10 protein-coding genes are annotated in these 14947 nt (G+C 39.6%); 9 read left to right on the top strand and 1 reads right to left on the bottom strand.

Going from position 1 to position 14947, the window contains the following annotated elements:
• Nucleotides 1–290, bottom strand: a 290-nt coding sequence (locus tag B5X76_RS06425) for a transposase (protein WP_139375222.1), incomplete at its 3' end; no start/stop codon positions are given.
• Between the two features lie 88 nt (nucleotides 291–378).
• Between B5X76_RS06425 and B5X76_RS06430 the strand changes: the two genes are divergently transcribed.
• The 9 genes from B5X76_RS06430 to B5X76_RS06470 all read left to right on the top strand — a co-directional run bounded on the left by B5X76_RS06430 (nucleotide 379) and on the right by B5X76_RS06470 (nucleotide 14885).
• Complete coding sequence (locus B5X76_RS06430; RefSeq protein ID WP_079642295.1) at nucleotides 379–2955, top strand: SusC/RagA family TonB-linked outer membrane protein; 2577 nt, start codon at nucleotides 379–381, stop codon at nucleotides 2953–2955.
• An 11-nt stretch (nucleotides 2956–2966) separates the two neighbouring features.
• A complete protein-coding gene (locus B5X76_RS06435; RefSeq protein ID WP_079642296.1) occupies nucleotides 2967–4409 on the top strand; it encodes a RagB/SusD family nutrient uptake outer membrane protein in 1443 nt (480 codons plus the stop codon).
• Nucleotides 4410–4474: 65 nt separating this feature from the next.
• Nucleotides 4475–5986 carry a hypothetical protein gene (locus B5X76_RS06440; protein WP_079642297.1) on the top strand — a complete coding sequence of 504 codons (1512 nt, stop codon included), beginning with the start codon at nucleotides 4475–4477 and terminating at the stop codon, nucleotides 5984–5986.
• Nucleotides 5983–6483 (top strand): protein-disulfide reductase DsbD domain-containing protein, encoded by a 501-nt coding sequence (locus B5X76_RS06445; RefSeq protein WP_079642298.1) that lies wholly within the window; start codon nucleotides 5983–5985, stop codon nucleotides 6481–6483. The genes B5X76_RS06440 and B5X76_RS06445 overlap by 4 nt, the downstream gene beginning before the upstream one ends.
• A 37-nt stretch (nucleotides 6484–6520) precedes the next feature.
• Nucleotides 6521–7624 carry a TlpA family protein disulfide reductase gene (locus B5X76_RS06450; protein ID WP_079642299.1) on the top strand — a complete coding sequence of 368 codons (1104 nt, stop codon included), beginning with the start codon at nucleotides 6521–6523 and terminating at the stop codon, nucleotides 7622–7624.
• 533 nt (nucleotides 7625–8157) lie between these two features.
• A complete protein-coding gene (locus tag B5X76_RS06455; RefSeq protein WP_079642300.1) occupies nucleotides 8158–8619 on the top strand; it encodes an Lrp/AsnC family transcriptional regulator in 462 nt (153 codons plus the stop codon).
• Nucleotides 8620–9140: 521 nt separating this feature from the next.
• The gene (locus B5X76_RS06460) at nucleotides 9141–10160 is read left to right on the top strand and encodes an APC family permease (protein WP_245800996.1); all 1020 of its coding nucleotides are present in this window, start codon (nucleotides 9141–9143) and stop codon (nucleotides 10158–10160) included.
• A 194-nt stretch (nucleotides 10161–10354) separates the two neighbouring features.
• Nucleotides 10355–11239, top strand: a complete 885-nt coding sequence (locus tag B5X76_RS06465; RefSeq protein ID WP_079642302.1) for an ABC transporter ATP-binding protein — start codon at nucleotides 10355–10357, stop codon at nucleotides 11237–11239.
• Nucleotides 11232–14885: an ABC transporter permease/M1 family aminopeptidase gene (locus tag B5X76_RS06470; protein ID WP_079642303.1), complete on the top strand. Its 3654-nt coding sequence runs from the start codon at nucleotides 11232–11234 to the stop codon at nucleotides 14883–14885. The genes B5X76_RS06465 and B5X76_RS06470 overlap by 8 nt, the downstream gene beginning before the upstream one ends.
• Nucleotides 14886–14947: the final 62 nt, after the last annotated feature.

A 14947-nucleotide genomic window follows, 5' to 3' on the forward strand; every position in this document is an offset into this window, starting at 1 on the left:
GTATATGGACCGTCTCCCTTGGAGAAGATGGCTATGGCCTTTTTTAGAATATCACGCTCTAACTCCGCATCTTTAAGTCGCTTACGCAAAACCCTCAGTTCCTGTTCCTCGGGGCTTATCTTAGGATTGTCCGGGAGAACCTTATTACCATTGTAACGTGGGTTCCTGCGCCATTTACTAAGTAAACTGGGATCAATATCCAATTCGCCTGCAACTTCTGCTACTGAACCTTTAACAACGCTCAAATCGACCGCCATTATCTTAAATGAATCATCAAATTTTCTATGCATCTCTACAAATTTATAATTACTTATTAAATCTGTCTCGCATTAAAGGTAGCAACTCCACCCTGTAGAAAGATTGGGGAATGATGATCAGATGAGTACAGCTGTGGGATCTTCCTTTGCCAAGGGATTAAATTCGTTAGCAGGTTTAAATATTAATGACATTGAATCGATTGATATCTTGAAAGATGCTTCTGCAACAGCGATTTATGGATCAAGGGCTGCTAGTGGAGTCGTAATTATTACTACTAAAAAGGGGAAGCATAATCAAAAGCCCATATTGGAAGCAAACTATTATACAGGGGTGAGCAAGGCGATTACAGAAGAGCTTTTGAATGCCGAACAATATCGCGAAGTGATGTCAAAGGGAGCGAAGAATCTTAATGATTTGCGGGCAAAAAAAGGGTTAGCGGCTGATGCATTGGCGACTTCAATTTTGACGAATCCAGACGTGCTAGGCACTGCATTTACGGACTGGCTTGACTTAATAACACGTACCGGACGGACCCAGAATGCAGATATCAGTGTACGTGGGGGAGGAGCTGGATCAAGATACTACACCTCATTGGCTTTTGCTGATCAAAAAGGAACTTTAGTTGGAACGGATTTCTCTCGCATTAGTGGGAAAATTAATCTAGATAGTGAAATTACTTCTCGGTTACGCTTCATTACGAACTTGGATTACGGTTTTACCAAAAATAATATCACGAATGGAATTTATTCATCAGCACTATATGCGCCGCCCACTTTGGCACCATACAATGCCGATGGCTCACCAGCTGTGTTTGATGCTACTACCTATGGGCTTTCTGCTTCTATGGGTATTCAAAATCCTGCAGCGCTGCTAGCCGGGAAGAATGAATCAAAAAACAATATGTTGTTAGGTTCTATAGCCCTTGAGTTTAATATCCTTTCCAATCTAAAATTTAGATCAACGGTTTCAGCAAATTATAATAATTACCATCAGCTAAATTATATTCCATCGACAGCAATGGTATCTGCGTACAGTGGCGCGGTGAATAGTAATGGTGGTATCGCTACGCAGGGTTATACCAATCAATTGGATATGTTTTATGAAAATAATCTGACTTGGGACAAACAATTTAACGAAAACAATCGAATCTCAGTGCTTGCAGGGACTACTTGGCAGCAATCGAATACCAATTTGTTTAGCGCTTCGGGACAAGGGTTTCCTGACGATTATTTCCTTAATGGACTTAGTTCAGCAGCTATACCTCTCCCGCCAAAAGCTTCAGAATCTCAAAACTCGCTATTGAGTTTTTATATGAGAGTAAATTATGCCTTAAAGGAGCGCTATCTATTAACTTTAACGGGTAGGTCGGATGAGTCCTCGAAGTTTCCAAAAAATAATAGGACAGGTTATTTTCCTTCTTTCGGTGTAGCTTGGAGAGCATCCCAGGAAACGTTTCTTAAAGATGTGTCTTGGTTAAATGAATTGAAATTCAGAGCTAGCGCCGGACGTACAGGTACACAAAATTTTGGGGATAATTTATTCTACACACTTTACACCCCCGCTTCCTATGCTGGAACTAATGCTCTTTTACCTTCACAGCTTGGTAATAATAAAATCAAGTGGGAGACCACTAATCAAAAGGACTTAGGGTTAGATTTCGAACTGTTTTCTTCTAGATTAAGAGGGGCATTTGGCTACTATGAAAAGAACACTTCGGATTTATTGTTTTCAATGAATACGGCGCTTAGTTCGGGATTTACTACAGCTATGATGAATGTGGCGAGTATTGACAATAAGGGGGTAGAGTTTGATTTGAGAGGTGATATCGTACGAAATAAAAACTTCAATTGGAATTTAGCATTAAATATATCGACCAACCGTTCTAAGGTAACTAAAATTAATCGGGATTTTAGCGATCCTTCTGCGGCAGCAAACGATAATCCGTTTTGGGCTGAACAGAGTATGGGAAATACTATATTACGGGAAGGTGAGCCTGTGGGATTAATATATGGATATGTATATGAGGGGATTATCAAAACGCAAGAACAGTTGGATGAATACAAAGCAAAAAGTTTGTATGCTCAATATGGGTTATTGACAAATTTAGATTTTGGCTATCCAATGTATGCTGTTCATACGGATGGTTATTATAAAGGTTATTTTAAACGGGATGTAATCGGAAATGCGCAACCGGACTATTTTGGAGGTATCACTAATTCGATTACGTATAAAAACTTCAATGTTATTGCGCTAACTACTTTTTCTAAAGGGGGTGATATTCTATATCTTCCAGATAATAAGGCTCTTGGTTTGGGGGATCGTGGCAACCGAAGTACGCGTGTTTTATTACCGTCGTATTCTGCTGATAATACGGGTGCAGATCGTCCAACATTAATTTTGAAGGAAACGAATACCCATGGAACAGGAGTGTCTTCTGCTAATGTTTTTGATGCCTCTTACATTAAATTGAAATCGATTTCAGTGAATTATATGATACCTCAAAAATGGATGTCAAGGCTAAACGTGGCTAATGCAATGGTTTATGTGTCAGGAAGTAATTTGTTTACAATAACAAACTACCCTGGTCCGGATCCAGAAACGAGTAATGATCCATACAGTTTAATAGGGGGATATTCTGATTCTGCATCTTATCCTTCTATGCGTCAGTATACATTTGGTGTTCGTTTAGGCTTTTAATTTTTAGACATATGAAAAATAGTTTTAAATACATATATATCAATACTGTTCTTTTGTTAATACTAGGACTGTCATCTTGTGATAAACAGCTGAGTGAAATGCCTGCAAATGCTAGAGTAGAGGGAACGGCAATCACGGATGAAAAGACAGCACAAATTGCTTTAAACGGGGTATACTACCAATTTGCTAATATGGATGCGACTAACAACGTAACTAAATGGGATTACCACAATGTGTCGGGCGGTATGCTTGCTGGTACAATCGGTTATGCAGCTGGGGTGCTAGAGGATGAACTCAATAACAATGTTCAAGCAGGTTACCCCTCCTTTTTTTGGGCTTATTGTTATCGTGTGATTAATGCAGCGAATGGTTTGATTGAAGGGATTGAAAGTACTGATGCTGCAAAGTATACAGGAAATCGACGTAATGAGATACTTGCAGAAGCTCGTTTTTTGAGAGCATATGCCAATTTCAAGTTATTAATGTTCTTCGCTGAATGGAAAAATCTAGATTCTGAAAATGGTGTTTTGCTAAGGGAAGAGTTGAGCTCACTGAGTAATATTAGTAAAAAGAGGAGTACTGTTAAGGAATCGTATGAGCATATATTAGCAGATTTGACTTTTGCAACAAGTAATGCAAAAGCGAGTAATCCTAATTACTATGCCACTTCTTGGGCGGCGAAGGCTTTTAAAATGCGGGTATTAGTAACACGAGGGACATCTGCTGATCTTACAGAAGTCGTAAATCTAGCTAATGATATTACGCAAAATGGACCATTTGTATTGGAGCAAAATCTAAAAGATATTTTTCAGCAGAAGGGTCTGGCAAGTAAAGAGGTATTGCTAGGCGTTAAGCCACAGGCAAATCAAGAAGCTAGTTACTATATATTGTCGAATGCCTATCGTATTGCGGCATCAAGTATATTTGCCGCGAAGGGGTATTATAGAGATTTGTTGAATGGGGATCCTCGACAAAGCTGGATGATTGGTCCGGTATCACCCTATGTTTCTTATTCGCCCAATACGTATTATTTTACCAAGTTTATTCCATACGGTACATTAGCTACTCAGACTTCTGAAACTCAATATGCCATACGCCTATCGGAGGTTTATCATCTAAAAGCTGAAGCCATCATTCGTTCGCAAACAGATTTGACAGAGGCAAAGACTGTCCTTAAAACTGTGCTTGCCAAATCAGGATTAACTGATTTCTCTTTTATCGATAATGCGACAACGAGGGAACAGCTTTGGAAAATTAATACAATGGAGGTGCTTAAGAACTTTTCTGGGGAAGATGCTATAGAATGGTATACTTTAATACGAATGCCAATTGCTGTGGTTACTTCTATCAAACCGACGATTGTGCGTGACGAACAGTTTTATTTTCCTGTCCCACAGAAAGAGTTTGATTTGAATTCGCAGTTTGGTAATCAAAATACGGGGTATGGTATTTAAAATACTCTTATTTGAGATAGTAAGAAATGATTTTGCACTAATAGGTGAGAATTAATAATCAAGACATGAAAAGATACGTAATATTTATGCTTGTCCTTGTGATCCCTTTTGGGGTCACAAGGGCACAAAAAGCAAAACTTAGCTCTCTTAAAGTACTATTTGTAGGCTACAACCCAGCTAAGCCTATGCCTACATTCGAAGCGGGACGTATGGGGCCGGGAGGTCTGTCTGAAGCGGGATTCAAAGCGGAGTACCCAATTCGGATGCCTGCATTCAAACAATTGCTGTCCAACTATTTTTCAACGGTAAAGACGATGGATGTGAGGGAGTGGAAAACGACAGATTCGGAAGCTTATGATGTGACCATTTTCGACTTCCCGACTAAAGAAATTGAGCCAATGATCAATGAAGTCGGAGCAGATGGTAAGCGTGTATACAAGCCAGCAAAATACTTACCAGACGATTTTTCAAAACCTGTCGTATTCATTGCTAGTACTGCTGATCAAATGGGACGTGGTATTGGATTGAAAATAGACTGGCTATGCCTTTGTTTGGATGCGGATGCGCATCATGTCAATAGTACCCATGCTATATTTAAGGGGCCGCTTGAAAAGGTGAGCCCAACCTTCGTTAATAAACCTACACCAGAAGGGGTTTTTCATTACGCTTCAGGCGCCAATATACCTAAAGAAATACCGATGTGGCGGGTGGACAAGACTGGATATTTGGACGCACGGGATGCGCGTGTCGGATTGGTGGCTAGAGGTAATCGTTTTAGTGAATCTCCTGATACGGAGATGATATCCAGTGGGGTGTGCCAGAAGGATGTGGGAGCCGTAGCTCTGGGTAGGCATGGTAATTTCTTTCTATGGGGATTCGGAGCTTCGCCAGCAGGAATGACCGAACAGGGAAAGAAGGTTTTTGTCAATACGGTAGCTTATATGGCAAAATTTAATGGTCGTACACCTATAGCTCGGAAATATAACGATCGGATGGCTACTACGGATGATGTACGAGAGATTGTAGCGGGTGCAAACAAAAGGACATATGATGATTATGTAGTTTCAATGACAAGTTTCAATAAGCAGAATGCTGAAACGATGAAGCGCATTCAAGCAAAAAAAGCAAGTGGTGAAAAGTTGACAGCAGAAGAGGAACAACAGTTGATGTATGCTGGTCGGGAGCAGAAAATCGAAGATTGGGAAGCTTTTATCAAACGTAGAATGGGGAAATTGGCCGCGCAGTTTGGCACAGATGCTGAAGCTTATCAGAAATATATGAACGAAAATATAGATTACATCTATTGTGATCCCAACGAGTTCTTTACCTATACCATAGACGAGGATGTGCGGCAGATAGGAATTTCAAACCACGATGTAAAACTCTTGGACGCTTGTATCGCGATGTTAAAAAAAGGAGACCGCAGTGATTTAGCACTTCGCGTATTGAAACGTTATACAGCCAAAGATTTTACAACGGCAAAGGATTGGGAAAACTGGCTTTCGAAGAACAGAAAAAAACTTTTCTTCACCGAGACAGATGGGTACAGATTTATGGTAGATACATATAGTTTATGAAGACAATTTTCAGCTATTTAATAGCATTTTGTGTACTTCTACCTATCGCATCGAGCCAATCGGTTTTAGACCAGAAAATTGCTATGGCAATAACTGTTCTCCCTTGTGATGAACCTACAGAGCGTGATCCTGTTGCGCTCAATGCGACAGTTGTTTCCGATGGCGATAGCCTGGCTGTAATTGTAAAGGTTCGTATGGCTCCCGAATGGCACATTTACCAATACGTGCCAGATAACGCACCTTATGTACAACTAGAAAACCTCCTCACGCTACCTGAGGGGTTGGTCAAATCAGGCAAATGGACATTTAGTGATCCCGTTCGTTATCTAAGTGATCCCAATGTACTGATCCATGAAGAAGAAGCTTGGTTTGTCCAAAAGGTAGTAGGAAAGGCGAAAACGGGAAGTTTGATCAGCACTGGTTTATATTACCAAACCTGTGATCACAAGCAATGTCTTCCTCCGGTGGAAGTGAAATTAGAGGTCAAAACTAAGTAACGTTAACTCATTTAAGACAACTTAAAAATTAAATAATATGTATTTAAAATCAATTTTAACGACATTAATTCTAGGGATAGCACAGCTATCCCAGGTTTTTGCACAAACGGATAAAGCGGCAGTACTGACTGTTGGAGATACGGCACCCGAGTTACAGTATTCCACATGGATCAAAGGCACCCCATTCAAGATGGATGAGAAGGATATGGTCTATGTTTTCGAATTCTGGGCGACCTGGTGCGGTCCATGTATAGGTGCTATGCCACATCTTTCTGAACTGGCTAAGAAATACGAAGGTAAAGCTAAAGTAGTGGGCGTAAATGTATGGGAGAAAACTAAAGAGCAACCCTATGAATCCGCTATACCAGCGGTCGAAAAATTTGTGAATGCAAGCGGTGACCGTATGGCTTATAATGTCATCATGGACAATAATGCACAGCATATGGGCAACAAGTGGTTATTGGCCGCAGGGCAGAAGGGGATACCATCGACTATTGTCATCAAAAACGGTGTTATCCAATGGATCGGACACCCTATCAAATTGGATGGACCGTTGGATAGTTTGGTGAATGGAACCTGGGATTTGGAAGCTTTTAAGGGAATCTATGCGAAAAGACAGCAGGCTTCCAACAAACAAAGTGAACAAATGGATAGAATCTTCAAGGCGGTGAAAGACGCTGCAGAAGCTGCTGACTTTGAAAAGTTAACAAAGGCGATTGAAGACGGTGCTAAAGAAATCCCTTATTTAAAAGGTGCGTTGCAGTCTACCATGTTTCAGACATTGTTGACCAAAAAGTCTGCAAAAGAAGCTTTTGCCTATGCGGATGTGATGTTGAAAGAGTCGCCTGGTTTTAAAGTCAGCTTAGCTATGATGGTGTTAGAGCAGAATGGTCTTGATAAAAGTAGTTATCTAACAGCTATTGATTGGTTAAAAAGTAATCCTACTACAAATTCGATGATTCTGGATAAAGTAGCTGATGGGTATGTTAAAATAGGGGACTATAAAAGTGCAATATCCACAATGGAACAAGCCGTAATAAAAGGCGAGGAAGAGCTGAAAGATGAGCAATACAAAGGCCGGATATTTGATTATACGGTGGAAGGTTATAAAACAAAAATTAAAGACCTGAAAAAGAAGTAAAGTGAAGAAAATAGTGTTTTCCTATCACTCTTTTCAGTCGTTATAACCGTGTTTGCTTTCTGGGCAAACACGGTTATAACCAGATGCTTGCGGTTCTTTAGTTTTTCATTTCATGATTCGCCAGTCCGCGGATCATGAAAGTTCTTGATGTCAATTGAATACAAACACTTTCAGAAAAAAACACGTCAATAACGCAATCGATTGCGTTAATTCTGATGAAATTGAGTTAATTTTAGTCATTTTATAGATATTTTACTGAATATTGGTTATCCTGTTGTTGTTTTTTAGATTATTGGTGATTTTTGTTGAATAATATCTTGTTGTAAAATGAGTTGCTGTCGCCATAAATTATGGAACTGATAAAGCCTGGTAAAATATATAAACTCACACTGTATCCCGATTGTAAAACGGCAGAAAAGCGAGTGCTTATACTGGAACAAAGAAGTAATAGGGGATTTCAATCCATTGATGAGAATAGCAAGATTTTTTTGAGATTAAAACCATCCGATACTCGAAATTAGATTCCCTTTAACATGAACTTAGATCTGATAGACATAAAGCTACTACGTTTGCTCCAAGAAAATGCAGAATTGAGCAATAAAGATCTGGCCTTCAAGACCAATAAGTCGATTACTACAGTACATGATCGAGTCCGTAGATTAAAAGAAAGTGGATATATCAATAGGATGGTAGCGATTTTGGATAGACAAAAAATCGGTATAGGATTAATATCTTTCTCGCAGGTATTTCTAGTGGACCATGGTGCCGAGTCTCTTAAAAAATTCGAAGAAAGCGTAGCGGCATTTGCCGAGGTGATGGAGTGTTTTCAGATGTCGGGATCTTACGATTTCCTGCTGCGCGTTGCCACACGTGATATGGAAGGGTATCATATGTTTTTGAGAAATAAGCTGTCTGCGCTGCCCAATGTAGATAAGGTGCAGACTTTCTTCGTCCTTTCTGAATCCAAATCCGAAACAGGATTTCCTCTAATGTAAGAGTGTAACTTTTCTGGATATAAAAAAGCGTCTTTTGGTTGGGAACCTAGGACGCTTTAAACTAACCAATTATAAACCTAAAATCTTTCAGTTTTGGAACTTGATTTTATACAACAAATGTACAGACTGATGATGTTTCTTTCCAGCGAAATCGAGGATGACCTTTAATTACACTGTCCGTCTTGATCCATACGGATATAAAGGAGCTATTGATCAATAAAAAAAACTTAGAAATCCGAATTTATTTGTAGGTTTATGAAAATTAACCAATTTTATGAAATATCCATGCAGCAGAAAGTACACAGATACGCATGACAGCGAAGCAGCATGCACACCAATTACAACAATTCGTGCATAATATGCTTTGGATATTCCATATGGCCTTTAAAAGTCAATTTATTTACAGATGAACAGACAGCTTAACCTTTGGGATGCAACCATGATCGTGATGGGATCGATGATTGGTAGCGTTCGGAAAATTCACAGGTTATCTTTTTCCCGCGCTAAATGATGCCGCACCCTTGTTTCAATATGGTGATTTTAAAATTACCTGGATGCAGATACTAGCGATTTGTGTTATTATTCTCCTTACTTTTATTAATACCAGAGGTGTAGAAAGCGGTAAGATCGTGCAATCATTTTTTACCGTTTCCAAAATTGTGGCTTTGGTCGCTTTGGTATTGGGAGGCGCATTTTTGATTGGCAACAATCATTTTGCAGCCAATATCAGTTATGGATGGTCATCCTTTCAAAATATAAATCAATCGGATTGGACCGAAATATCAGGAACAGTATTGATGGGCGGGATAGCTGCAGCTATGGTTGGTTCGATTTTTAGTAGTGTAGCATGGGAAAATGTGACATTCATATCTGGAGAAATAAAGAATGCCCAGCGCAATGTAGTACGTTCTATGATCATCGGTACGTCCTTGGTGATGTTGCTGTATCTTTTTTGTAATTATATCTACCTAGCTGCGCTGACAAGGGATGAAATAGCTTTTGCGGCAAATGATCGTGTGGCGGTGGCAGCAGCCGAAAAATTGTTAGGTCATACCGGGACTTATGTAATGGCTGTTTTGGTCATGATTTCTACTTTTGGATGTGTTAACGGTTTGATTTTGTCTGGAGCCCGTGTATTTCAGACTATGGCAAAAGATGGACTTTTTTTTAAAGGCCTTATTGCAAATAACAAGTATCAGGTACCGGAAAAATCGCTCTGGATGCAAGGTGTATGGGCCTCCTTGTTATGTTTGAGTGGTCAATATGGCAACCTTTTGGATATGGTTTCGTTCGTAATTGTCATTTTTTATATGATTACGGTTTTTGGAGTCATCTACCAACGTTGGAAAAGACCTGATATCGAAAGACCCTATAAAACGTTTCTTTATCCAATTACTCCAATTCTTTATCTTTTAATTGGTACAGCATTCTGTGTCTTGCTGATTTTATTTAAACCGCAATACACCTGGCCTGGATTTATCCTAATCGTATTGGGATTGCCGGTATACTATATGGTGAAAATGGGGGCAAAAACGAACTAGACTGAGATTTTAGGACGACCAATGACAGACTCGTAAACTACGCTATCATCCCGATGGAGGCATAGCGAAACAGAGAGCTATGGCAGTCGAATCGACGCCTATCAATGCTTCCTGGATAATTTTTTATTTTTTACTGTAACATTTCCATCTTGGGAGCTACTAACTAAGTAACTAATTACAAAATTATTCAAAATATGAGCTTAAAAATTAACCAACTGACAAAGACTTATAGTAATGGTGTGCGTGCACTTGATGGTATAGATTTAGAAATTGGCGTGGGGATGTTTGGACTTTTAGGACCAAACGGTGCCGGTAAATCTTCTTTGATGCGTACGATAGCAACCTTGCAATCTGCAGATACAGGCTCAATCTTGTTTAATGGTATGGATGTATTTGCTAATCAGATGGATTTTAGAAAAGTGTTGGGATATTTGCCACAGGATTTTGGTGTTTATCCCAATTTGTCGGCAGAGGAGCTGTTGTCCTACTTTGCACAGCTAAAAGGAATATCATCGGCTGCGGACCGAAAGAAAATAGTGAAAGAAGTCCTGGAGGTAACCAATCTGTATGAAGTTCGGAAGAAAAATGTGAGCGGTTATTCAGGAGGAATGAAGCAGCGTTTTGGTATCGCACAGTTGTTATTGAACAAGCCCAAACTTATCATCGTTGATGAGCCTACGGCGGGGCTAGATCCGGCTGAGCGCCATCGGTTTTTGAATGTATTGAGAGAGATCGGTACATCCAATACGGTTATATTTTCTACCCATATTGTGGATGATGTACGTGAGCTGTGCCACGAATTGGCTATTGTGAATGGAGGTCGGGTGCTGTATCGCGGTACCGCGCAGGCTGGAGAAGAAGCCTTACAGGGAAAAATCTGGAACACTGTGATTTTGAGAGACGATTACGAGGCAGTAAGCAAAGAACAAAATGTGATTTTCGCTAACTATAACCCTGATAATACGTTGAATGTAAGGGTATACAGCGAAGTGAGCCCAGGAGACAATTTTTCAATGGCCAAGCCGATGTTAGAGGACGTATATTTTGTTTCACTTAAAAATGATGCGGCTCATGTTTAGTACTATTTTTAAGTTTGAAATCAAGCGGTGGCTCAATACGCCGGCGTTTTACATCTATTGCTTTGTCTTTTTTATATTGTCGGTATTTGTGATGGCCTCGGCGCTAGGTATGTTTGATGGAGCTACGGGCACTACTTCAAGCCCGATCAAAGTCAACTCACCGTTGAATATCAATGGCTTTCTGAATGCATTATCTACTTTTGTCTATTTTTTATTGCCTACTATCATAGGAGCGGCTGTATATCGGGATTTTAAATATCAGGTACACAGTGTTTTGTTTTCTTATCCGTTGACTAAAGGGACCTATTTGTCGGCCAAGTTTCTGAGTGCACTAGTCGTCACCATTTTGGTGGTTTTTACCACGATCATTGGTTTTGTCGTAACCCAGTATTTGCCCGGCATCAATAAAGATTTGTTAGGACCTACACGAGCCTGGGCTTATTTACAAGCTTTGATACTATTGGTTATCCCCAATTTGATCCTGTTTGGTGCTATGGTTTTTGGCTTGGTAACCTTCACCCGGAATATCTATGTAGGATTTATCTTCGTGCTTCTGCTATTTGTATTTCAATCGCTATTGAGCACATTGACACAGGATATGGACAATAGGTATCTGGTAGCACTTCTCGATCCTTTTGGTTTCGAACCTATTCAGTACTATACAAAATACTGGACTATTGAAGAGCAGAATACGAAGGATTTGCCTTTTATGGGCGTTGTATTATATAACCGTTTAATATGGTTGGGGGTTGCTGCACTAATTCTAGGATTTGTTTATTATACATTCTCGTTCGCGCAAAGTGCTTTTACTTTTTCTAGAAAGACGAAAGGCGATCGAGTCGTCAAAGATAATTTTGGTAGCATTATCCGGGTGAAATTATCGGATGTTAAATACAGCTTTTCTTTCCTGTCTCACTTAAAGGTAGCCTGGAATCTTTCCCAATATGACTTTAAGTACGTCGTTCGTAATTGGACTTTTATTGTCATTATGGTGATTACGGTGCTTATGGTACTTGTGGTTGCCTCTACCGCGGGACAGATGTATGGTACCGAGACTTATCCCGTAACCTGGAAAATGCTTAATACAATAGGTGGGGTATATAGTTTCTTTTTGCAGATATTGATTTTTCTTTTTGCAGGTATGCTCATACAGCGGGCGCAAACAGATCGGATGAATCTTTTGATTGACGCTACCGCTGTTCCTAACTGGACAATGTTGCTTTCCAAGTTTTTTGCTTTGTTGAAGATGACTTGCGTCGTATTGCTGATTAGCATGCTTTCGGCGATCATTTACCAGGCATATCAAGGTTACTATCATTTTGAAATAGGAAATTATGTAAAGGAACTTTTTGGCTTAGATATGATGAAGTATCTTATCCTCATCTTATTTGCCTTATTCGTTCAGTCCCTGTTCAAAAACTACATGGCAGGATTTATGGTGTGTCTGTTTATCACTATTGGGGTACCGATGCTTTCTAAGATCGGTGTAGAACAGGCAATATTTAAATTTAATACGGGCCCGGGCTATAGCTATTCGGACATGAATGGGTATGGCGTATTTCGGAACTATATGATTTATAAGATCTATTGGTTACTGTTTGCTATGGTACTGACCTGTCTGACACTTTTGTTTTGGAAACGGGGTATACTATCCAGTGTAAAGGAGCGGTTGAGCATAGCTAGACTACGTTTTAAACCAACGATTTACTTGCCGTTGATTGTATTTTTGGGTTCGTTTCTCGCTTTGGGAGGAGCTATTTATTACCATAACAACGTTTCTGAACGCTATGTATCGCAAATAGAGAGGGAATTGGAACAGGTGACATACGAACGTCAGTATAAGCGTTATCACAAGCAGGCTCAACCTCGTATAGTAGATACCAAAGTCCTTTTGGATATCTATCCAAATGAACGAAATTATTATGCAGAAGTACTTTTTAAAGTTGAAAACAAAAGTAAAGTAGCTATTGATACGTTGTTTATCAACTATTCGGAGGAGGTGCAACATATGGAAATAGGAAATGATGCCTTTCTGGTAACGCGCGATTCATTACTACACGTCAATATTTATGCACTGCGTAAACCTTTAATGCCGCAGGAGAGTATGGAGATAAAAAGTGTATTGAAGAACAAAGCGAATACATTTTTGAAAGATAAATCACCTATTCTGGAAAATGGAACATTTATTAATAATAGCCTGTTTCCAAGTATTGGCTATAGCGATAATTATGAATTGGTGGATAATGAAGTCCGTGCAAAGTATAAACTGCCAAAACGGGACCGTATGGCCGATCCAACGGATAGCGCGGCACTAGCTAATACGTATATTTCTAGTGAAGCCGATTGGATTCAGTTTGAGACGACAATCAGTACCGCTGAGGATCAGATTGCCTTGGCACCTGGATACCTGATCAAAGAGTGGGTGAAGGATGGACGACGGTATTTTCATTATAAGATGGATCAGAAGATGTTAAATTTTTATTCATTTATCTCTGCACGATATGCTGTTAAGAAAGAGAAGTGGAATGGAATTAATTTGGAAATCTATTATCATAAGGATCATACCTTTAATCTGGATCGAATGATGACATCTATGAAAAAGTCCTTAGGCTATTATGGCGCAGAGTTTAGTCATTATCAGTTCCAGCAGATGCGTATTGTGGAGTTCCCACGCACACATGGTACTTTTGCCCAGGCTTTTGCCAACACGGTACCTTTTTCGGAAGCTATCGGTTTTATAGCTAAAGTGGATGATGATAATCCCGATCAGGTAGATTACCCATACTCGGTGACTGCACATGAGCTGGCACATCAATGGTGGGCGCATCAGGTGATAGGAGCCAATGTAAAAGGTGCTACTATGCTATCCGAGTCTCTGGCCGAATATAGTTCGCTAAAAGTTTTAGAGCATACCTATGGAAAAGGACAGATGCGTAAATACCTGAAAGAAGGGCTGGATAGCTATCTGCGTGGTCGTACGATGGAACAACTGAAAGAAAATCCATTGATGTACAATGAAAATCAGCAGTATATACACTATAATAAAGGATCATTGGTCATGTACGCGATGAGTGATTTTCTTGGTGAAAAGGTTTTCAATTCGTTCTTGAAGCAATATGTCGCTCAGGTGGCATTTCAAGATGCGCCTTATACGACCTCGTTAGAATTTGTTGATCTCTTGAAAAGAAATACCCCGGATTCCCTACAGTATGCTATTAAAGATATGTACGAGACCATTACGCTGTACGATAATGCAATGCATAAGGTAACGTCCAAAAAAATAGCCGAAAACAAATATCAGGTAGATATCGTGTTTAATGTAGCCAAGTACCGGGCAGATGATAAAGGTAAGCGGGTGTATAAAGATGGTCGGAATGGAGCGGATAGTCTGAAAGCTAAGGTTGATGGTAAAGATATTGTTTCATTACCCTTGGCCGATTATGTGGAGATCGGTGTTTTTGCAGAACCTAAGAAATCGGATCATGGTTTTCAGACGGAACAGGCAATTTACCTGAAAAAGCACAAAATAAATAAGATCGATAATAAGATTACGCTATTTGTGGACAAAAAACCATTTGAGGTAGGGATAGATCCTTATAATAAATTGATCGATACCAACTCGGACGATAACCGAAAACGTATTTAGTACACTGTTGTTTTTTTTAAAAGGGAGGCAATTTTAGAATTGACCTCCTTTTTTTTGAAAGT

The sequence above is a fragment of the Sphingobacterium nematocida genome (assembly GCF_900168125.1).
In the GTDB taxonomy this organism is placed as follows: domain Bacteria; phylum Bacteroidota; class Bacteroidia; order Sphingobacteriales; family Sphingobacteriaceae; genus Sphingobacterium; species Sphingobacterium nematocida.

Excerpts from the sequence above, each read along its gene's own strand:
- B5X76_RS06440 (WP_079642297.1), top strand. The coding sequence starts at position 4,475 with ATGAAAAGATACGTAATATTTATGCTTGTCCTTGTGATCCCTTTTGGG.
- B5X76_RS06470 (WP_079642303.1), top strand. The coding sequence starts at position 11,232 with ATGTTTAGTACTATTTTTAAGTTTGAAATCAAGCGGTGGCTCAATACG.
- B5X76_RS06465 (WP_079642302.1), top strand. The coding sequence starts at position 10,355 with ATGAGCTTAAAAATTAACCAACTGACAAAGACTTATAGTAATGGTGTG.
- B5X76_RS06435 (WP_079642296.1), top strand. The coding sequence starts at position 2,967 with ATGAAAAATAGTTTTAAATACATATATATCAATACTGTTCTTTTGTTA.
- B5X76_RS06445 (WP_079642298.1), top strand. The coding sequence starts at position 5,983 with ATGAAGACAATTTTCAGCTATTTAATAGCATTTTGTGTACTTCTACCT.
- B5X76_RS06455 (WP_079642300.1), top strand. The coding sequence starts at position 8,158 with ATGAACTTAGATCTGATAGACATAAAGCTACTACGTTTGCTCCAAGAA.
- B5X76_RS06450 (WP_079642299.1), top strand. The coding sequence starts at position 6,521 with ATGTATTTAAAATCAATTTTAACGACATTAATTCTAGGGATAGCACAG.
- B5X76_RS06430 (WP_079642295.1), top strand. The coding sequence starts at position 379 with ATGAGTACAGCTGTGGGATCTTCCTTTGCCAAGGGATTAAATTCGTTA.